Origin of the sequence: Lentzea pudingi (assembly GCF_014646255.1) — a bacterium.
Lineage (GTDB): Bacteria > Actinomycetota > Actinomycetes > Mycobacteriales > Pseudonocardiaceae > Lentzea > Lentzea pudingi.
The window spans coordinates 168,575-186,768 of the sequence record NZ_BMNC01000007.1 but is presented as its reverse complement, the minus strand read 5'-3'; the positions used below and the strand labels follow the sequence as shown (position 1 = coordinate 186,768).

Annotated in this window: 21 protein-coding genes; 13 read left to right on the top strand and 8 right to left on the bottom strand. The window is 69.0% G+C overall.

The window, feature by feature from the left end:
- Positions 1-102: 102 nt before the first annotated feature.
- On the top strand, positions 103-681 hold the full coding sequence (locus tag IEY88_RS25790; RefSeq protein WP_229693752.1) for a TetR/AcrR family transcriptional regulator: 579 nt from the start codon (positions 103-105) through the stop codon (positions 679-681).
- Here IEY88_RS25790 and IEY88_RS25785 read toward each other — a convergent pair.
- Together IEY88_RS25785 and IEY88_RS25780 are read right to left on the bottom strand one after the other, a co-directional pair.
- On the bottom strand, positions 670-1,428 hold the full coding sequence (locus tag IEY88_RS25785; RefSeq protein ID WP_189157414.1) for a MaoC family dehydratase: 759 nt from the start codon (positions 1,426-1,428) through the stop codon (positions 670-672). The two genes, IEY88_RS25790 and IEY88_RS25785, sit on opposite strands and share 12 nt — an antisense overlap.
- Positions 1,428-2,663: a 3-oxoacyl-ACP reductase gene (locus tag IEY88_RS25780; RefSeq protein ID WP_189157413.1), complete on the bottom strand. Its 1,236-nt coding sequence runs from the start codon at positions 2,661-2,663 to the stop codon at positions 1,428-1,430. Before IEY88_RS25780 ends, IEY88_RS25785 begins: the two co-directional genes overlap by 1 nt.
- 53 nt (positions 2,664-2,716) lie before the next feature.
- Between IEY88_RS25780 and IEY88_RS25775 the strand changes: the two genes are divergently transcribed.
- Positions 2,717-3,922, top strand: a complete 1,206-nt coding sequence (locus IEY88_RS25775; protein ID WP_189157412.1) for an acetyl-CoA C-acetyltransferase — start codon at positions 2,717-2,719, stop codon at positions 3,920-3,922.
- 76 nt (positions 3,923-3,998) lie between these two features.
- Entirely contained in the window at positions 3,999-4,259 is a 261-nt protein-coding gene (locus IEY88_RS25770) for a hypothetical protein (protein WP_189157411.1), read from the top strand.
- Positions 4,260-4,271: 12 nt separating this feature from the next.
- Here IEY88_RS25770 and IEY88_RS25765 read toward each other — a convergent pair whose 3' ends face one another.
- Positions 4,272-4,886 (bottom strand): SIMPL domain-containing protein, encoded by a 615-nt coding sequence (locus IEY88_RS25765; protein WP_189157410.1) that lies wholly within the window; start codon positions 4,884-4,886, stop codon positions 4,272-4,274.
- Between the two features lie 154 nt (positions 4,887-5,040).
- Between IEY88_RS25765 and IEY88_RS25760 the strand changes: the two genes are divergently transcribed.
- From IEY88_RS25760 to IEY88_RS25740, 5 genes are all read left to right on the top strand, one after another.
- Positions 5,041-6,234 (top strand): ATP-binding protein, encoded by a 1,194-nt coding sequence (locus IEY88_RS25760; RefSeq protein WP_189157409.1) that lies wholly within the window; start codon positions 5,041-5,043, stop codon positions 6,232-6,234.
- Between the two features lie 160 nt (positions 6,235-6,394).
- Positions 6,395-6,541: a hypothetical protein gene (locus IEY88_RS25755; RefSeq protein ID WP_189157408.1), complete on the top strand. Its 147-nt coding sequence runs from the start codon at positions 6,395-6,397 to the stop codon at positions 6,539-6,541.
- A gap of 228 nt (positions 6,542-6,769) precedes the next feature.
- Entirely contained in the window at positions 6,770-7,618 is an 849-nt protein-coding gene (locus IEY88_RS25750) for an NAD(P)-dependent oxidoreductase (protein ID WP_229693751.1), read from the top strand.
- 57 nt (positions 7,619-7,675) lie between these two features.
- On the top strand, positions 7,676-9,043 hold the full coding sequence (locus tag IEY88_RS25745) for a S28 family serine protease (RefSeq protein WP_189157406.1): 1,368 nt from the start codon (positions 7,676-7,678) through the stop codon (positions 9,041-9,043).
- Between the two features lie 14 nt (positions 9,044-9,057).
- Positions 9,058-9,402, top strand: coding sequence for a hypothetical protein (locus IEY88_RS25740; RefSeq protein ID WP_189157405.1), 345 nt, complete (start codon positions 9,058-9,060; stop codon positions 9,400-9,402).
- Here IEY88_RS25740 and IEY88_RS25735 read toward each other — a convergent pair.
- Both IEY88_RS25735 and IEY88_RS25730 read right to left on the bottom strand, forming a co-directional pair.
- Complete coding sequence (locus IEY88_RS25735) at positions 9,392-10,165, bottom strand: HAD family hydrolase (RefSeq protein ID WP_229693750.1); 774 nt, start codon at positions 10,163-10,165, stop codon at positions 9,392-9,394. The genes IEY88_RS25740 and IEY88_RS25735 overlap by 11 nt on opposite strands.
- Before the next feature lie 21 nt (positions 10,166-10,186).
- Positions 10,187-10,846 (bottom strand): TetR/AcrR family transcriptional regulator, encoded by a 660-nt coding sequence (locus tag IEY88_RS25730; protein WP_229693749.1) that lies wholly within the window; start codon positions 10,844-10,846, stop codon positions 10,187-10,189.
- 91 nt (positions 10,847-10,937) lie between these two features.
- Here IEY88_RS25730 and IEY88_RS25725 point away from each other — a divergent pair, with 91 nt between their 5' ends.
- Both IEY88_RS25725 and IEY88_RS25720 read left to right on the top strand, forming a co-directional pair.
- Positions 10,938-11,861, top strand: a complete 924-nt coding sequence (locus IEY88_RS25725; RefSeq protein ID WP_229693748.1) for an SDR family oxidoreductase — start codon at positions 10,938-10,940, stop codon at positions 11,859-11,861.
- Between the two features lie 27 nt (positions 11,862-11,888).
- Entirely contained in the window at positions 11,889-12,557 is a 669-nt protein-coding gene (locus tag IEY88_RS25720; RefSeq protein ID WP_189157403.1) for a dienelactone hydrolase family protein, read from the top strand.
- Positions 12,558-12,714: 157 nt separating this feature from the next.
- On the opposite strand, the gene IEY88_RS25715 is transcribed toward IEY88_RS25720, so the two are convergent.
- A complete protein-coding gene (locus tag IEY88_RS25715) occupies positions 12,715-13,767 on the bottom strand; it encodes an NAD(P)-binding domain-containing protein (RefSeq protein WP_189157402.1) in 1,053 nt (350 codons plus the stop codon).
- Between the two features lie 106 nt (positions 13,768-13,873).
- On the opposite strand from IEY88_RS25715, the gene IEY88_RS25710 reads away from it, so the two are divergent.
- Together IEY88_RS25710 and IEY88_RS25705 are read left to right on the top strand one after the other, a co-directional pair.
- Positions 13,874-14,782: a pentapeptide repeat-containing protein gene (locus IEY88_RS25710; RefSeq protein WP_189157401.1), complete on the top strand. Its 909-nt coding sequence runs from the start codon at positions 13,874-13,876 to the stop codon at positions 14,780-14,782.
- Positions 14,783-14,798: 16 nt separating this feature from the next.
- Positions 14,799-15,194 carry a DUF4259 domain-containing protein gene (locus IEY88_RS25705; RefSeq protein ID WP_189157400.1) on the top strand — a complete coding sequence of 132 codons (396 nt, stop codon included), beginning with the start codon at positions 14,799-14,801 and terminating at the stop codon, positions 15,192-15,194.
- A 25-nt stretch (positions 15,195-15,219) separates the two neighbouring features.
- Here IEY88_RS25705 and IEY88_RS25700 read toward each other — a convergent pair whose 3' ends face one another.
- Together IEY88_RS25700 and IEY88_RS25695 are read right to left on the bottom strand one after the other, a co-directional pair.
- Positions 15,220-15,792, bottom strand: a complete 573-nt coding sequence (locus IEY88_RS25700) for a PIN domain-containing protein (protein WP_189157399.1) — start codon at positions 15,790-15,792, stop codon at positions 15,220-15,222.
- A gap of 3 nt (positions 15,793-15,795) precedes the next feature.
- Positions 15,796-16,287: a helix-turn-helix domain-containing protein gene (locus tag IEY88_RS25695; RefSeq protein WP_189157398.1), complete on the bottom strand. Its 492-nt coding sequence runs from the start codon at positions 16,285-16,287 to the stop codon at positions 15,796-15,798.
- Positions 16,288-16,333: 46 nt separating this feature from the next.
- Between IEY88_RS25695 and IEY88_RS25690 the strand changes: the two genes are divergently transcribed.
- Positions 16,334-18,193 carry an NHL domain-containing thioredoxin family protein gene (locus IEY88_RS25690; RefSeq protein ID WP_189157397.1) on the top strand — a complete coding sequence of 620 codons (1,860 nt, stop codon included), beginning with the start codon at positions 16,334-16,336 and terminating at the stop codon, positions 18,191-18,193.
- Position 18,194: the final 1 nt, after the last annotated feature.

Sequence of the window (18,194 nt, the reverse complement as noted above, 5' to 3'; positions counted from 1 at the left end):
GCAAGCCGATCGGATAATCTTGCTGCTCCGAACTGAGGGGTAATGATGCGCACAGAAGGTCGAGCCAAGCGCTTGCCACGCGCGGTGCGTGAGCGGCAGATCATGGACGCTGCCGTCGACGTGTTCTCGCGGCTCGGCTTCCACGCGGCCTCCATGGACGAGATCTCCGAGGTCGCGGGCATCTCGAAGCCGATGCTCTACGCCTACCTCGGCTCGAAGGACGAGCTGTTCGCGACGTGCATCCGGCGCGAGGCCACCCGCATGATGGAGGCCATCGCGACGGGCGTCGAGCCCGACCAGGAACCCGACGTGCAGCTGTGGAGCGGGCTCAGGGCCTTCTTCGGGTTCGTCGGCGAGAACCGGGCGAGCTGGATGGTGCTGCACCGGCAGGCGTCCACGCAGGGCGGTCCGTTCGCGGTCGAGCTCACCGACATGCGCGGCCGGGCGGTGTCACTGGTCGCGGCGCTGCTCACCCAGTCCACCAAGGCGCCCGCGACCAAGCTGGAGGCCGAGTCGCTGGCCGCCGCGCTGGTCGGGGCCGGCGAGTCGCTCGCGGACTGGTGGCTGGACCACCCCGAGGAACCCGCCGGCGTCGTCGCGGCCCGCCTCATGAACCTCGTCTGGATGGGCTTCGGCGACCTGGTCGACGGCAACGTCTGGCATCCGCCGTCACGTCGTTGAGCCGACCAGGTGGGGTCCCTTGCCCCACACGGCGAACTCCCAGCCGTGCGCACCCTCCGAAGCCGAGAACTCGACACGGCCAGGGATGAGCAGCGGCTTCTTGAACCGGACGTCCACCGTCACGGCCTCGGGAAGCCGCCCCTCCAACGCGGCCAGGCAGCGCGCCTTCGTCCACATGCCGTGGGCGATCGCGCGCTGGAACCCGAACAGCTTGGCGCTCAACGGGTGCAGGTGGATCGGGTTCCGGTCACCGGACGCCGCGCCGTAGCGCCGTCCGATGTCCGCGGGCACCTTCCACACCGCCGAGCCGACGGGCCGCTCGAGCTCACCTGCGCTCGAAGACCCCCCGGTCCGCCGCAGATAGGTCGAAACCCCTTCCCAGACACCGGAAACCGACGTCACCACGTCGACCTGGGCGCCCTGCGGATGAGGCCGCAGGGCGCGTGCGGACACCGTGATCTCCAACGTCTCGTCCAACGTCAACGGACGTGACTGCGTGATCCGGTTCGCGACGTGCACGAGACCTGGCAACGGAAACGGGAACCCGGCGCCGGACATCAGCTTCATCTGCAACGGGAAGCCCAGCACGTGCGGGTACGTCAGCGGCAACGCGTCGCGCAGCCCGAACCCGCACACCGCGTTGTACGCCGCGAGGTGCTTCAGCGACACCTCGGCCGAAGCGGAAACAGGTTCGGCGGCAAGCGTTTCCCCGCGCCGCAACGACGTCAGGGCGGCACGCAACAGCATCAGGCCCCCAGCAGCATCTGGCCGCACACCCGCACGACGTTGCCGTTCACGCCGCCCGATCCCGGCGACGCGAACCACGCCACGGTCTCCGCGACGTCGGCCGGCAGCCCGCCCTGCGACAGGCTGTTCATCCGGCGCCCGACCTCACGGGTCGCGAACGGTACCGCCGCGGTCATCTTCGTCTCGATGAAACCGGGCGCCACGGCGTTGATGGTGCAGCCGCGAGCAGCGAGAACGGGTGCGAGCGTCTGCACCATCCCGATCACGCCGGCCTTCGAGGTGGCGTAGTTGGTCTGGCCGACGTTGCCCGCGATACCGGCGATCGACGACACCCCGACGATCCGCCCGCCCTCGCGCAGCACATCACCGTCCAGCAGCGCGGAGTTGATCCGCTCCTGGCAGGCGAGGTTGACCTCCAGCACCGAGTCCCACTTCGAGGAGTCCATGCGCGCCAACGTCTTGTCCCGCGTGATGCCTGCGTTGTGCACGACGATGTCGACACCGCCGTGCCGTTCCGTGAGATACGAGGTCAGCCGGGCGGGATCGCCGGTGATGTCGAGCTGCAACGCAGACCCGCCGACGGAGTTCGCGACCTTCGACAGCTCGTACCCGGCGGCGGGGACGTCGAGGCACACCACGTGCGCGCCGTCGCGGGCCAACGTCCCGGCGATCGCCTCACCGATGCCGCGCGAAGCGCCCGTGACCAGCGCGACCTTGCCCTCCAACGTGCCCACCGGCGTCACCCCGGAGACGCGGACGACCTGCCCTGACACGTACGCGGACCGTCCGGACAGCAGGAACCGCAGCGTCGACTCGACCCCGTCCTCGGCGCCGTCCGCCACGTACACGAGGTTGGCCGTGCCGCCGCGGCGCAGTTCCTTGCCGACCGACCGCACGAAGCCTTCGAGGGCCCGTTGCGCGATGGAGTCCGGTGAACGCCCGATCACGACCACCCGCCCGCACGGCCCGAGCTGCGTGATCGTGGGGTGGAAGAACTCGTGCAGCTGCTTCAGGTCGCCGACCGAGGAGATCTCCGACGCGTCGAACACCAGCGCGCCGTACGGGGCGGGGCCTGTCTCCAGCTGCTTCAGGAAGGGCAACCGGGTCGCGCCACCGACCAGCACCGGTGTGGCGAGCGCGGCGTCGCGGCGCAACGGGTACGGGTTCGGCAGGCCGAGCCTGCGCACGAGCTGACGGCCGAGCCCCGACCTCGCGAACTTCTGGTACCTGTCCACGTCACACAACCTACTCGCTAGTAAGTCTACCCGCTAGTAGGTAGTATGGCCGCATGCGAGTAGCGATCATCGGTGGCAACCGCATCCCGTTCGCCCGCTCGAACGGCCCGTACGCCACCGCGTCGAACCAGGACATGTTCACGACGGTGCTGGACGGGCTGGTCAGCCGCTTCGGCCTGCAGGGCGAGAGGCTCGGCGAGGTGGTCGCGGGAGCCGTCCTCAAGCACTCGCGCGACTTCAACCTCGTCCGCGAGTCGGTCCTGGGCAGCAGGCTCAGCCCGGAGACCCCCGCCTACGACCTGCAACAGGCGTGCGGCACCGGCCTGCAGGCGATCATCGCCGTGGCCAACAAGATCGCGCTCGGCCAGATCGAGGCGGGCATCGCGGGCGGCGTCGACACCACCAGCGACGCCCCGATCGGCGTGAACGAGAACTTCCGCAAGCTCCTGCTGGAGTTCAACCGCACCCGCAAGGTCAGCCTCCTCACGAGGCTGCGCCCGAGCCACGTCGTCCCGCACCTGCCGCGCAACGGCGAACCGCGCACCGGCATGTCCATGGGCGAGCACGCGGCCGTCACCGCGGCCCGGTACGAGATCACGCGCGAGGACCAGGACGAGCTGACCGCGCGCAGCCACCAGAACCTCACCCGGGCCTACGACGAGGGCTTCTTCGACGACCTCGTCACCCCGTACCTCGGCCTGGCGCGGGACCAGAACCTCCGCCCGGACAGCACCGCCGAGAAGCTCGCGAAGCTCAAGCCGGTCTTCGGCGACACGATGACCGCCGGCAACTCGACCCCGCTCTCCGACGGCGCCTCCGCGGTGCTGCTGGCCACCGAGGAGTGGGCCGCGGCGCGCAAACTGCCGGTCCTCGCCTACCTGACGTTCGCCGAGACCGCCGCCGTCGACTACGTGCACGGCGACGAAGGCCTGCTCATGGCACCCGTGCACGCCGCACCGCGGATGCTCGACAAGGCCGGCCTCATGTTGCAGGACTTCGACTTCTACGAGGTGCACGAGGCGTTCGCGTCGCAGGTGCTCGCCACGCTGAAGGCCTGGGAGAAGGAGCTCGGCGAGATCGACAGGGCCAGGCTGAACGTCAACGGCTCGTCGCTCGCCGCAGGGCACCCGTTCGCCGCGACCGGCGCCCGGATCGTGGCGACCCTGGCGAAGCTGTTGCACCAGAAGGGAAGTGGACGCGGATTCGTGTCCATTTGCGCCGCCGGAGGTCAAGGGATCACAGCGATTCTGGAACGGTGACGCACTTAGTCTTGCCGAACTCGACAGTCCCTCATGCACACTCTCAGTGTCGTTTCACAGCGACACTGGGGGTGGGATGCACGACCTGCAGGTTGATCCCGAGAGAGACCCGGTGCTGGCGCGCGCACTCGTCGGCACCCTCCGCGACGAATGGCGTCCGGCCGCCGACGCGATGCGATCGGCGCGCGAGTGGGAGCGCCGCGCCTACATCACGTTGACGCTGGCAGCGGCAGCGAAACGGCGCGTCGAGTGGCTCCTGAACTGGCTGAAGGCACACCCGGACGACAGCGATGCCGTGGCGGTGCACAACGCGATGGAGTCACTCAACGGCTCGTAGGCCGGTCTCCGATCAGTCGAGCAACGACCAGGCTGCGGTGCAGGACGCCGACACGGTGATCTGCTGCGCCTTCAGGTTCAGCTGGTCGACCATCCCCGCGGGCCCGGCCATCTCGAACGACGCCGCGCCGCTCATCATCCGCGGCTGGTAGTGCGCGCCGCCCTCGGTGTCGCCGATGCGCAGCAACGGCCCGAGCCGCCGCCCCAACGCCGATGCGTACCCCTCGGCACGTCGCAGTGCGTCTGCCACGGCCTCTTTCTGCGCCTCACGGATGGCCTCGGTGTCGTCGACGAGCGTCCACGACGGTCCGTTGACCCAGGACGGCTCGGCCTGGACGAGCTCGGCGAGCAGCGCGTCGAGGCGGTCGAGGTCCTTCACCCAGATCACGTACTGCTGCGACGCCCGGCTGCCGACGCGCTGGTTGTTGTCCCAGTTGTCGTGCGCGGACAGCTGCCGCGACCGCACCTCGAACTCCTCGAGCAACGGCTCGACCGCGGAGATGCGCTGGTTGAGCGTGCTCACCGCCTCGGCGCGATCGGCGCCGAGAGCCTCGAACGTCACGTCCACCTGGGCGCGGTCGGCGGTGCGCTCGACCTCGCCGGTTCCCTTGGTCACGACTTCAGCCACGTGAACCAGCCAACCCGCACCGGGGTTCATCCGCAACTATCAGACTCTATTGCCCGATCACTAGATAAACGTATACAGCGGCATCCGGCCGCACTTCGAGCTTCGTCTGCGCGTCTCTAAGGCGAGCCCTAGAAACGCGGATACGGTGCGAGCCATGGACCCGGTGCGCAACCCGTTCGCTCCCGGTGCAGGCCAGCGGCCTCCTGAGCTCGCCGGCCGGGACAAAGAGGTCGGCGCGTTCGAGGTGGTGCTCGAACGCGTGGCCCGCGGCCGTCCCGAACGCAGCCTCGTGCTGACGGGGCTGCGGGGCGTCGGCAAGACCGTGCTGCTCGGCGAGCTGCGGTCGATGGCCGTCAAGCGCGGCTGGGGCGCGGGCAAGGTCGAGGCCAGGCCCGACGCCGACCTCAGAAGGCCCTTGAGCGCCGCGCTGCACCGGGCGATCCGCGACATCGCGGTGCGGCACCGCGCGCCGGACCGGGTCGAGGCGATCCTCGGCATCCTGAAGGCGTTCGCGCTGAGAGCCGCCCCGGACGGCGCCAAGCTGCGCGACCGCTGGCAGCCCGGCATCGACGTCCCGGCGGCGAGCGGCCGTGCCGACTCCGGTGACATCGAGATCGACCTGGTCGAGCTGTTCACCGACGTCGCCGAACTCGCCCAGGACGTCGGCACGGGCGTCGCGCTGCTCATCGACGAGATGCAGGACCTCAAGCCGGACGACATCAGCGCGTTGTGCGCGGCCTGCCACGAGCTCTCGCAGATCGGTGCGCCGCTGGTGGTCGTCGGCGCCGGTCTGCCGCACCTGCCGGCGGTGCTGTCGGCCAGCAAGTCGTACTCGGAACGCCTCTTCCGCTACGTCCGCATCGACCGGCTCAGCCGTGAGGACGCCGACCGCGCCGTGCTCGCCCCGGTCGAACGCGAGGACGCGGGCATCACCGACGAGGCGCTCGACGCGTTGTTCGACGCGTCCGGCGGCTACCCGTACTTCATCCAGGCCTACGGCAAGGCCGCCTGGGACGCCGCCCCGGCCGATCCGATCACCGCGCTGGACGTCTCGGTGGCCGCCCCGGAGGCCGACGCGGAGCTGGCCGTGGGCTTCTTCGGCTCCCGATACGAGCGTGCGACGCCCGCCGAACGCGAGTATCTCCGGTCGATGGCCGAGTTGACCGACGGAAAGGATGCGGGCGTGAACACCGCCCAGGTGGCCGACCATCTCGGTCGCAAGCCCTCGTCGCTGTCACCCGCGCGGGACTCGCTCATCAAGAAAGGCCTGGTCTACAGCGCGGAACGGGGTCAGATCGCCTTCACCGTGCCGCACTTCGGGCGGTTCCTGCTCGGTCGCGAGGAGTGACCTGACGCACCCCGCCGTTGTCCGGCCGTTCACGTTGTCAGCCGATGATTCATCGGCATGTGCCCCACCTCACCGGATAATCACGTGCTTTCGCGGGCGTGAAGGTGCATACTTGAGTCACCAGCCCAGCAAGACCTCACAGAGGGAAGTGCAGACCCAGATGAACTTCGCAGCGAAGCTCCGCGCCCGCCGTGCCGAGGCGCGCAACCAGAAGGCCGTGGCTCGCGCGATCGACATGGCGACCACCCCGTCCATGCGTCACGAGCTGATGGCAATCGCCCAGGCTCAGGTCACCACCCTCCGCTGACCTTCGACCCGGCACTCGCGCGGCGCCCCGCTTGCGAGTGCCTCCCTACCTGGAACCCCTGGAGCACCTCCCGCGCTCCAGGGGTTTCATTCTGTTAAACGTGATCCACGCCACAGTATGATGGCGTTGTAACAGCGCACGTCGGTCCGCCGATGTCACTGTTGACCTCGCGGTGCTGTCGGACCCCCGACCTGGCAGCACCGCGAGGTTTCTTGTTTGCTGGGGGACATGGAGATCGCCGTGCTCGGCACCGGCCTCATGGGTGCCCCCATCGCAGCCAACCTCGCCGGCGCCGGACACACCGTCCGGGTCTGGAACCGCACGCGCGCCAAGGCTGAACCGCTCGCCTCTCACGGCGCCACCGTCGCCGACACCCCCGCTGACGCCGTCGAGGGCGCCGAGGTGGTGCTGACGGTCCTCAACGACGGCCCTGCGGTCACCGCGGCCATGCAGGCAGCCGCGCCGTCACTGCCGCACGACGCTGTGTGGGTTCAGGCGTCCACGGTCGGTGTCGAGGCCACGGAGGACCACATTGCGTTGGCCCGCTCGCTCGGGCTGGAGTTCGTGGACGCGCCCGTGCTCGGCAGCACCAAGCCGGCGGCCGAGGGAAAGCTCGTCGTGCTCGCGTCCGGCGCCGAGGAGCTGCGTCCGCGCGTCCAGCCCGTGTTCGACGTGATCGGCGCCCGCACGATGTGGGTGGGCGAGGCCGGAGCGTCGTCGAAGCTGAAGCTCGTCGCGAACAGCTGGGTGCTCGCCCTGACCGCCGCGGTCGGCGAGGCCGTGTCGCTGGCCGAGGCGTCCGGACTCGACCCGAAGCTGTTCCTGGAGGCCGTGTCCGGTGGCGCGATGGACTGCGCCTACCTGCAGACGAAGGGCACCGCGATCATCGAACGGTCCTTCCCGCCCGCGTTCACCGTGCAGAACGCGCTGAAGGACGCGCTGCTCGTCAACGAGGCCGCGGTCCGCGCCGGAGTGCAACTCGACGTGGCGCAGGCGTCGAGCGCGAGGTTGAACCGTGCCGTCACCAAGGGACACGGCGACGAGGACATGGCCGCGTCCTATTACGCGAGTTACTGACAAGCCCCCGACGATCGGCCGGTCCGGCAGAGCGTGCGGGCTCAATAGTTTGGCCTGGTGAACAGACTCGTACGCTCCCTGCTGGCGTTCGGCCTGGCATCGGCGCAGGTCGCCGCCACCGCCGCAGTGGTGTCCGCCGCCCCTGACATCAAAGACCGCATCAGCGCCGTTCCCGGTGTGCGGATCATCAGCGAGGGGACGTCCGGCACCGCCCGGACGTTCGTCCTCGGTTTCCAGCAGCCCGCGGACCACCGCAAGCCGCGCGGCCTCAAGTTCGAGCAGCGCTTCTCGTTGCTGCACAAGGCCGAGTCGAAGCCGATGGTGCTGCACACCAGCGGCTACAACCTGTCCGGCCCCAACCCGTCCGAACCCACCCGGCTCGTCGACGGCAACCAGATCAGCGTCGAGCAGCGGTTCTTCGCGCCGTCGCGGCCCTCCCCCGCCGACTGGGACGACCTGAACATCTGGCAGGCGGCCAACGACCACCACCGGATCGTCACCGCGTTCAAGAAGATCTACGGCGCGAAGTGGCTGTCGACGGGTGCCAGCAAGGGCGGCATGACGTCGATCTACCACCGCAGGTTCTTCCCGCGCGACGTCGACGCGACCATCGCGTACGTGGCGCCGAACGACGTGGTGAACGACCGCGACGTCTATGGCAAGTTCATCCGCGAGGTCGGCAACGACCCGACGTGCAACCGTCGTCTCGAAGGCGTGCAGCGGCAGATCCTGGAGCAGCGCGACGAGTTCGTCTCGCGCCTGGAAGCGCGCGGCTACACCTACAAGCAGTTCGGCAGCGCGCACAAGGCGCTGGAGATCCTGGTGCTGGACACGCCCTTCACGTTCTGGCAGTACGGCACCCAGGAGCAGTGCGCGATCGTGCCCGGTGCGGGTGCCTCGGTGGACGACCTGTGGAAGTTCATCGACACGACCGTGGGCTGGGACTTCTACACCGACGCGGGCGTCGCGCCCTACACGGCGTACTACTACCAGGCTGGCACGCAGCTCGGCTGGCCCGAGGCGGACGAGTCCGCTGTCCGGGACCTGCTGCGCCACCCCGGTTCCTCGGTGCCGCGCTCGATGGTCTCGCCGGACATCGAGTTCCCGCGGTTCGACCGTTCCGCGATGCGTGACGTGGACTCGTGGGTGCGCTACCAGGGTTCGCGGTTGCTGTTCGTGAACGGGCAGAACGACCCGTGGAGCGCGGAACCGTTCCGCCTCGGGTGGGGCACGCGCGACTCGCTGTCGTTCTCGGTGCCCGGTGGCAACCACGGAGCGAACATCGCCAAGCTGCCCGAAAAGGAACGCGCTGCCGCCACGGCCGCCGTCCTGCGCTGGGCCGGCGTCCAGGCTGCTGCCGTTGGGGCGCTTGCCGTGGACGAGGGCCCGGACTCGCTGGACGCGCTGCGGGCGCGCCGGGGCTGAGGCACGCTGGAGGCGTGAAGCCGTTGCTCGTGGTCGACGCCGCCAACGTCGTGGGATCCGTCCCCGACGGGTGGTGGCGCGACCGAGCGGGCGCGGCCGAACGCCTCCGCGACGCCCTGCGCGGCCGTGACGAGGAGGTCGTCCTGGTCGTGGAGGGCAAGGCGCGCAACGTGTCCTCCGTCGACGACGTCCGCGTGGTCTCCGCACCCGGCGACGGTGACGACACGATCGTCGAGGTCGTGCGGGCCGAGGGCGCCGGACGCGTCGTGACGGTGGTGACCGCTGACCGCGAGCTGCGGCAGCGGGTGACGGCGCTGGGTGCCGAGGTGGCCGGTCCCACCTCGGTGCCTAGATCCTGAAGAGCCGTTCGAGTACCTGCGCGACGCCGTCCTCGGTGTTCGGCGGCGCGTGGTTGGCGCAGGCCTGCTTCACGAGCGGGTGCGCGTTGCCCATCGCGTACGCCGTGCCGGCCCACCCGAGCACCGACAGGTCGTTCGGCATGTCCCCGAACGCGACGACCTCGTGCTTGCCGATTCCCCTTGTGTTGCACAGGGATTCGAGCGTGGCCGCCTTCGAGACGCCCGGCGGGCTGATCTCCAGCAACCCGAGCCCGCCCGAGTGCGTCACCGACACGTGCTGCCCGACGGCCTCGCGCGCGATCTCCATCATGTGGTCGGACTCGGCGTCCGGCGCCCACGCGAGCATCTGCACGACCTGGTGCGCCTCGGCGAAGACGTGCTCGAGCAGCTCCAGTGTCCTGTGTGGATTGTTCGGCCCGAAGCCCTGGAAACCAGGCTCCGACAACACTTCCAACCCCGTCTCGACCGCGATGCCGACGTTCGGGATCACCTCTGCCAACGCCTCGGACACCTTGCGCACGACGTCGAGCGGCACCGTCTGCGCGTGCGTGACCTCGCGGTTCGTCAGGTCGTAGAGCATCGCGCCGTTGGAGCAGATCGCCGTGCCGGTCAGGTCCAGGTCCTGCACGAACCGCGGCGGCCGTGCCGTGACGACCACGACGTCCGCGTTCACGGCCTGGAGCGTGGCGCGGGTCCGATCGCTCAGCACCCCGCCCGGTTGCAGCAGCGTGCCGTCGAGGTCGGTCGCGATCAACCTGATCATGGGCTGATTATCGGTCAGGGACTAGCTTTCGCGGGCCAGAAGTCCGGAAGCCGTCACCTCGACGGCGCGGCGCACGACCTCGGTGAAGTCGACGCACATCACGGCCAGGGCCGGATCGGCGGCGTAGGCGTCGAGGACCGCCTGCGGGGGACGGCTGCCCGGCCAGGCGGCGACCGCGACCAGCATGACGGTCTGCATCAGCGCGGCGGCGTCCTCGTCGCCCAGTTCGGGAAGGTGCCGTCCGGCGAGCCGGACGAGCATCCCCAGGTGCCCGTGGACGGCGCGTTTGTGCTGGAGCGCGGTCTCGGCGGAGATGTTGCGCTCCAGCACCGTGGCCTGGGCGCTGATCAGGTCGCACAGCACCGGGCGACGTGCCAGCGAGGTGGCCAGGAGTTCGGCCAGCCGGTCTCCACGCTCCCGGACTGAGCCGTTGGAGGCCGCCACAGGCTCCAGGTCGGCGATCCAGTCCGCGATCTCCGCCTCCAGCAGCGCCAGCAGCACCGCCTCCCGCGACTCGAAGTAGCGCAGGACGTTGGCCTTGGCGAGGCAGACCCGCCGGCTGAGCGCGGTGAGCGTCAGGTCGGCGACCGGCACCTCGATGAGCATCGCGGCCGCGGTGGCGAGGATCTGCCGCCGCCGTTCGCCGCGCTGCTCGTCGGTGCGCGCCCGCTGGAAGCTCATGTCACGCATGTTACAGACCGCCGGTACTTTACTAAGATACCGACGGTCCGTTATGTTGGAGACATAAGAGACCGTCAGTACGTTACGAGGGATGGCCATGTACCAGGTTCCTGACCAGCACGGAAAGCGCATCGTCGTCACCGGCGCGAACAGCGGCACCGGCAAGGAGGCGGCCAAACGGCTGGCGGGAGCCGGAGCCGACGTCGTCCTCGCGGTGCGCACGGAGGCCAAGGGTGAGCAGGCCAGGGCGGAGATCCTCGCCGCCCACCCCGGTGCACGGCTGGAGGTCCGGCGGCTCGACCTGGCCGACCAGGCGTCGGTGCGCACGTTCGCCGAGGAGCTGATCGCCGAGGGCCGGCCGTTGGACGTGCTGGTCAACAACGCGGGCGTGATGAACGTGCCCGCGCGGACCGAGACCGCCGATGGCTTCGAGCTGCAACTGGCCAGCAACTTCCTCGGCCCGTTCGCGCTGACCGTCCGGTTGCTGCCGTTGCTGCTGGCCGCTCCCGCGCCGAGGGTCGTGACGATGAGCAGCGGCGCCGCCTACCGCGGCAAGATCGACTTCGACGACCTGCAGTCCCGCCGCCGGTACAGCCCCACGCTGGTCTACGCGCACTCCAAGCTGGCCGACCTGCTGATGATGAACCACCTGGCGGACCTCGCGGCGGAGAACGACTGGCCGCTGCTCTCGGTCGGCGCGCACCCCGGCTACACCCGCACCAACCTGATGACCTCGGGACCGCGCCTGAACGGTGGCAAGCCCGGTCTCCTCGAGTCGGTGGGGTACCGGGTCCTGCCCTCGCAGGGCGTCGAGCAGGGCACCGAACCGCTCCTGCACGCCGTTGCCGACCCGGACGCGGTCCAAGGCGGCTACTACGGGCCGCGCTGGGCGCTCGTCGGTCCCGCCAAGCCCGCCTCGATGCCCCGGTCCGCGCGGGACAAGGCCGTGGCCGCCCGCCTGTGGGCCGAGGCCGAACGCCTCACCTGCACGTCCGTGGAGGTCGTCGGCCGCTGAGCGGGTTGCTCAGGCAAGATCGATCCCATGACCCATCGAGTTGACGACATGCCGTTGCCGGTTTGGCTCCCGGAGTCCGGTTCCGGCCCCGGCATCGTGCTGATCCAGGAGATCTTCGGCCTGGACGGGTACCTGCGCGGCATCGCGGAGAAGCTCGCCGCGCTCGGCTACGTCGTGGCCGTGCCCGAGCTGTTCCACCGCTTCCAGCCGGGCTGGGTCGGCGAGCACGACGAGGCCGGCATCGCGAAGTCCATGGAGGTCGTCGGCAACCTCGACTTCCCGCTCGCCGTGCGGGACGTCGTGGCCTCGGTCCAGTACCTGCGCGGCCTGCCCGAGGTCACCGGTGGCGTCGGCGTGCTCGGCTTCTGCCTCGGCGGCACCCTGGCCTACTCGGCCGCCGTCACCTCCGACCCGGACACCGCCGTGTCGTTCTACGGCTCGGGCGTGCCGGACCAGATCGGCGCGCTCGACCAGGTGTCGTGCCCGATCCAGTTCGTCTTCGGCACCGAGGACGCGTTCATCACCGGCTACCAGAAGGTCGTGGACGCGGTGGAGGCGCACGAGGGTGCCGAGATGCACCTGGAGGCCGCGGGTCACGCGTTCCTCAACCACCTCGGCCCCTGGTACGACAAGGACGCCGCCGACCGCGCCTGGGACGTGTCCGCGAAGTTCCTCGCGCGCACGCTGCCGGTCTAGTGGCGTGACACAGAACGTCGGCGGCGTATCCGCGCTCAGCAGGATCCGTCGCGGCACCTCCCCCGCACCCCCGTACAACCAGTACGAGGGTGCGGGGGAGGCACCGCGACACATCCGTCTGACCACGAATTCACCGGCAACGTTCTGAGCTACGCCACTAGGAGATGCACGGCACCGCGAGCTGCTGCGAGAAGAACCTCTCCAGCGGCTTGCGGTGCAACCGGCGTTCGACGGCGATCAGCTCGTTGCGCCGGTAGTGCCTCACCTGCGTGCTCGTGACGACGAACCCGCGCCGTTCGGTCGTGGGCATCTCGTCGTAGAGCAACGCGTGTTGTCCTTGCGTCACAACGACATCAGCCAGTCCGTCCGGGATCTCCCTGGCCCGCGTCGCGATCGTCGCCGCCAGTGCGTCCGGCCTGCTGCGCAACCGCCGGTGCGGCCACGGCACCCCGTGGTGCTCGGCCTCCAGCGACCGGTGCAACGCCCTGGCCGCGTGCCGGATCGCCTTGATCGAGTCGCCCGCGAGCACGTGCACGTCCGGACCGTCGAGCGAGGTGTCCCTGCGGAACCCGGCGCACACGATGACCCTGTCGTACCGCAGTTCGCCGGTGCCGTCGATCGTCGCGACGAACTCGTTGCCGTCCTTGACGATCCGCAGCACCGACCGCCCGACGGTGTGCGTGAGCCGTGCCGTGGCCGCGATGTTGTCCGCCGTCTCGAACGCGCTGGGCCCGCGTCCGATGATCAGCACCCGCTTCCCCGCGTACTCGGTCGGGTCGGTGCTCGCGCTCGCGTACGTCTCGGCGTGCTCGACACCGGGAATGCCGGGCACGTGGGGCTTCTTGCCGGTCGCGACGACGACGTGCCGCGCCTGGTACCGCGTCAGGTCGTCGACCCGCGTGTCGTAGCGGATGTTCAACGGCCGCGCGAAGTCCTCCAGGTAGCGCACCAGATCGTCCGCACCGGGGAACGACCGCTTGCTGTAGCGCGCGAACGGAACGCCCTCGAACAACGAGTTGTCGTCCGTCGAGAGCACGCGGTGCCGCGGGAACGTCCGGAAGAAACCCGCGGGCTCCGGCCCCGCCTCGACGATCAGGTAGTCGCGACCCGCCCGGTGTAGAAAGCGCCCCATCTGCAAGCCCGCCGGACCTGCACCGATCACCAGGTACTCCACCATCACGCACCTCCCGGGGTCCTCTACGCCGATCACGGCGAAAAGGTTCAGACGGGCGGTCTGCGTCCCATCATGAGGGCTACCACCGGGTTCCGGTCAATTCCGTCCCGCTGAGCGAGACTGGCCGCTAACGTCCAGCACCGTGGACTCCGGCCTGCTCTGGTCAATCAAGAAGCACATCGGCCTGGTGGTGCTGATCGGCCTGACCGTCTTCGCGTCGTCCGCGGCACTCCTGTGGGTCGCCTTGGGTTTCCCCACCGCGCCGTCGTCGAGACTGGACATCATCAAGGTCGCCCTGACCGTCGTGGCGGGCGTCGGCGGCGTCGTCGCATTGGTCGTCGCCTACCGCAAACAACGCATCAGCGAGTCCGCCGAGACCCGCGAACGCTCGAAGCTGCTCACCGACCGCTTCGGCGCCGCGTGCACCCAGATCGGCAACGAGGCCCCGACCGTCCGCCTGGCGGGCATCTACGCCCTTGCCTCGCTGGCCGACGAGTGGCCGGAACAGCGCCAGGTCTGCATCGACGTGCTCTGCTCGTACCTGCGCATCCCGTACGAGCCGTCGCTGGACTCGGAGTGGTACCTCGACGCGGAGTCCGAGGTGCGCCTGGCGATCACCAGCGTGATCTCCCGCCACCTCCGCGCCGGCGCGCCGTTCAGCTGGCAGGGCCACGACTTCGACCTGGTCCGCGCGGTCCTGCGCTCGGCGGACTTCTCCGGCATCCACCTGCCGTCGGGCAAGTTCTTCCTGAGCCTGGCGAGGTTCCCGAGCGGCTGGATCTCGTTCGACGGCATGGTGGTGGACGGCGGCGAGGTGTGGTTCGGCGGCGCCTCCTTCAACGGCGCCCGCGTGACGTTCGACGGTGCCGAGTTCCGCAGCGGCCGGGTGAAGTTCGAGGGCGCGGCGTTCAACGGCGGCGAGGTGTCGTTCCGCGGCGCCAAGTTCGCAGGCGGAGAGGTGGACCTGTCCGAGGCGGTGATCACCGTGCCGCCGATGTTCGACGACGGCGAGAAGCCCGGCCTGAAGCTGCCCGGAACTGTCGGTGCCTGATGCCATGATCACCGCCATGGGCACCTGGGACATCGGACACTTCGACAACGACACGGCCGCGGACTTCTCCGGCCACCTGGACGACGCGCTGGAGAGCGAGACCCTCGTCCGGTCGGCACTGACCGACGCGATCGAATCGGCTGAGTACCTCGACAGCTACGAGGCGTGCAAGGCGCTGGCCTCGGCCGCGTTGATCGCCGCCCAGTTGCCGGGAGGCGCCCCGATCACCACCTCGTACGCGCCGAAGAAGCCGTTGCCGGTTTTCTCCCCGGACCTGCGGCCTCTCGCGGTCCAGGCGCTCGACCGCGTCGTGGCGCCGAACTCGGAGCTGCTGGAGCTGTGGGAGGAGACGGAGTACGGGCCGCAGTGGCGGCAGGGTGTGGCGGACCTCAGGGCCGTCCTTCTCACCTGATGGACCCCGGAACAGCGCGACCGTCTCAACGTCTCCAAGTACCGAACGGCCGAGCGCTGCGGAATGCCTCGGCGAACCCAGTGCACCGGTGACCGTCGTTGGCCAGGATCTCAAGCAGGTCGTCGACAGAACGCGGTGCTCGCCGATACCGGGACACCTGTCGCCCGAGCGCTGCGATCACCAGTTCGGGGGCGAGATCGAGCTGGTCCAGAAGGAACTCGTCCTGGTGCAGCACTTCGATGCCGAACCGGCTGACGGCCGCGTCAGGGAAGTCCTTCAGGTTCTCGGTGACCAGGAGTTCGGCGCCACCCCACACCGCAGCTGCCAGAACGTGTCGATCCTTGGCGTCGTTCTCCATCGCGTTGATCAGGTGCTGGTAGCCCGTCACCTCGGCGTCCGGGAAGTGCCGTTGCATCTGGCCGAGCCGGTGAGACACCTGGTGTTCGGAGGCACCGCGCTTGCGCAGGTTCCGATCCAGTTCGGCCAACACGTCACTCGACCACAGCGGACGGTAGACGCCGCATTCGCTGATTGTCAGCAACGTGTCGCACAGATAGGGCCTGAGCAGGACGCACGTGTCGATGAAGACGGGTAGCACTGATCACCTGAAGTCGTCGTTCGTCGGCATCCGTTCGAACGGCGTGTCCAACGGGAGGTCGTACAGTCCGCTGTCCTCGCCGTCGCGGACCATCTCGTCCAGTCCAGCGCCGCGTGCTCTGCGGGAGCGGTCCTGGTAGGCGAGAAGATCTGCCAAGCGAACTCGGCGATGTCTGTTGGGTTGCTCGTAAGGAATCTCTCCGGCCTCGAGCAAACGCACCAGGGTCGGCCGTGAGACCCCCAACAGATGTGCGGCTTCGCTTGTCGTGAGAACGGTGTGTTGCGGGGCCACCGTGATCGCCAGGCCTCGTGACATCGCGAACACGACCTCCCTCAGCACGTCGAAGATTTCCGGGGGTAGTGGGAGGTTCGTGCCGTCGGGTGCCACGAGCGCGGCGGCCTCGTTCCCCGAACGCGTCAGTGCCGCGACCCACGGGGACAAGCTCTCCGGTTGGGCCGGAGGCAGCACTGTTCGCTCGCTCGCACCTGCCGTCATGCCTTCAGGCTAGCTCAAAACGAACAAAACGAAAGCAGTCCACCTGATGGACCCCGGAACAGCGCGACCGTCCACAGTGTTGGATACGGCCGTGACGACTGTGAAGCGCCGTGCCCGTGTCCGAGCCCCTGAACTGGTAGGACGCGGCTGGCTGAACACCGGTGGCGAGCAGATCAGCCTCAAGGACCTGCGCGGCAAGATCGTGCTGCTCGACTTCTGGACCTTCTGCTGCATCAACTGCCTGCACGTCCTCGACGAGCTGCGCCCGCTGGAGAAGGAGTTCGAGGACGTCCTCGTCACGATCGGCGTCCACTCGCCGAAGTTCGTGCACGAGGCCGACCCGGAGGCGCTGAAGGCCGCCGTCGAACGGTACGAGGTGCACCACCCGGTCCTGGACGACCCGGAGCTCACGACGTGGCAGAACTACGCCGTGAAGGCGTGGCCCACGCTGGACCTGATCGACCCAGAGGGCTACGTCGTGCACGTCGCCGCTGGTGAGGGGCACGTCGAGGCCCTCAGGACCATCATCAGGGAGCTGGTCGAGGAGCACGACGAGAAGGGCACGCTGCACCGCGGGCGGGGGCCGTACCAGGCGCCGGAGCCGGCGAGCACCACGCTCCGCTTCCCCGCCAAGGCCATCGTCACGCCGCGGAACACGATCCTCGTCAGCGACTCGGCGCACCACAGCATCGTGGAGCTCGAACCCGACGGCGAAACGGTGATCCGCCGCATCGGCACCGGTGAGCGCGGTCGCCTGGACGGGCTGAACCCCACCTTCTCCGAGCCCGCGGGCCTCACGCTGGTGCCCGGCACCAACCAGGTCGTCGTCGCGGACACGGTCAACCACCTGCTGCGCGGCCTCGACCTCGACACCGGTGAGGTCACGACGCTCGCGGGCACCGGTGAGCAGTGGCGTGACGGCGAGACCGACGGGCCGGCCGACAAGATCGAGCTGACGAGTCCGTGGGACGTCGCGTGGTGGAACGGTGGCGTCACCATCGCGATGGCCGGCAACCACACGCTGAGCTTCTTCGACCCCGCCACGAACACCGTCTCAAGACTCGCCGGCACCACCGTCGAAGGCATCAACGACGGGCCGGCGGACGGTGCGTTCTTCGCGCAGACGTCCGGGCTCGCGGCCGACGGCGACCGGTTGTGGATGGTCGACTCCGAGACGAGCGCGCTGCGCTACCTCGAGAACGGCGAGGTCCGCACCGTCATCGGCAAGGGGCTGTTCTCGTTCGGGCACAAGGACGGCGACGCGGACGAGGCGCTGCTGCAGCACCCGCTGGGCGTCACGGTCCTCGCGGACCACTCGGTCGCCATCAGCGACACCTACAACAACGCGATCAGGCGCTTCGATCCCGAGACGAACACCCTGACGACCATCGCCACGGACGTCGCCGAGCCGTCCGACGCACTCGTCGTCGACAACGAGCTCGTCGTGGTCGCGAGTGCCGCGCACCGGCTCGAGCGGTTCACGGCGGCGGCCGTGAAGATCGACGGCGCTGCCCACGAGGTGAAGCGGCCGTCCACCGACATCGCGGCCGGGGAGTTCGAGCTCGCCGTCGTCTTCACCCCTCCGAAGGGGACGAAACTGGACGAAAGGTATGGCCCCTCAACACGTTTGGAGATCACGAGCTCACCCCCGGAGCTGATCGTCGAGGGCGCGGGCGTCACCACCGAACTGGTACGGGCGTTGCGGATCAACGATCAGGTCACGAACGGCGTTCTGCACGTCGTAGCGCAGGCCGCCAGTTGCAGTGACGATCCTGCCGACGAACACCCGGTCTGCCGCCTGACCAGGCAGGACTGGGGTGTCCCCGTTCGAGTGGTTGCCGATGCACCTACCAGGCTCCCGTTGCTGATGGGCGGCATGGACGAGGACGGTCAGCAGGGCACGTAGA

Excerpts from the sequence above, each read along its gene's own strand:
- IEY88_RS25790 (WP_229693752.1), top strand. The coding sequence starts at position 103 with ATGGACGCTGCCGTCGACGTGTTCTCGCGGCTCGGCTTCCACGCGGCC.
- IEY88_RS25785 (WP_189157414.1), bottom strand. The coding sequence starts at position 1,428 with ATGCTGTTGCGTGCCGCCCTGACGTCGTTGCGGCGCGGGGAAACGCTT.
- IEY88_RS25775 (WP_189157412.1), top strand. The coding sequence starts at position 2,717 with ATGCGAGTAGCGATCATCGGTGGCAACCGCATCCCGTTCGCCCGCTCG.
- IEY88_RS25770 (WP_189157411.1), top strand. The coding sequence starts at position 3,999 with ATGCACGACCTGCAGGTTGATCCCGAGAGAGACCCGGTGCTGGCGCGC.
- IEY88_RS25760 (WP_189157409.1), top strand. The coding sequence starts at position 5,041 with ATGGACCCGGTGCGCAACCCGTTCGCTCCCGGTGCAGGCCAGCGGCCT.
- IEY88_RS25755 (WP_189157408.1), top strand. The coding sequence starts at position 6,395 with ATGAACTTCGCAGCGAAGCTCCGCGCCCGCCGTGCCGAGGCGCGCAAC.
- IEY88_RS25750 (WP_229693751.1), top strand. The coding sequence starts at position 6,770 with ATGGAGATCGCCGTGCTCGGCACCGGCCTCATGGGTGCCCCCATCGCA.
- IEY88_RS25735 (WP_229693750.1), bottom strand. The coding sequence starts at position 10,165 with ATGATCAGGTTGATCGCGACCGACCTCGACGGCACGCTGCTGCAACCG.
- IEY88_RS25730 (WP_229693749.1), bottom strand. The coding sequence starts at position 10,846 with ATGAGCTTCCAGCGGGCGCGCACCGACGAGCAGCGCGGCGAACGGCGG.
- IEY88_RS25725 (WP_229693748.1), top strand. The coding sequence starts at position 10,938 with ATGGCCATGTACCAGGTTCCTGACCAGCACGGAAAGCGCATCGTCGTC.
- IEY88_RS25720 (WP_189157403.1), top strand. The coding sequence starts at position 11,889 with ATGACCCATCGAGTTGACGACATGCCGTTGCCGGTTTGGCTCCCGGAG.
- IEY88_RS25705 (WP_189157400.1), top strand. The coding sequence starts at position 14,799 with ATGGGCACCTGGGACATCGGACACTTCGACAACGACACGGCCGCGGAC.
- IEY88_RS25695 (WP_189157398.1), bottom strand. The coding sequence starts at position 16,287 with ATGACGGCAGGTGCGAGCGAGCGAACAGTGCTGCCTCCGGCCCAACCG.
- IEY88_RS25690 (WP_189157397.1), top strand. The coding sequence starts at position 16,334 with ATGGACCCCGGAACAGCGCGACCGTCCACAGTGTTGGATACGGCCGTG.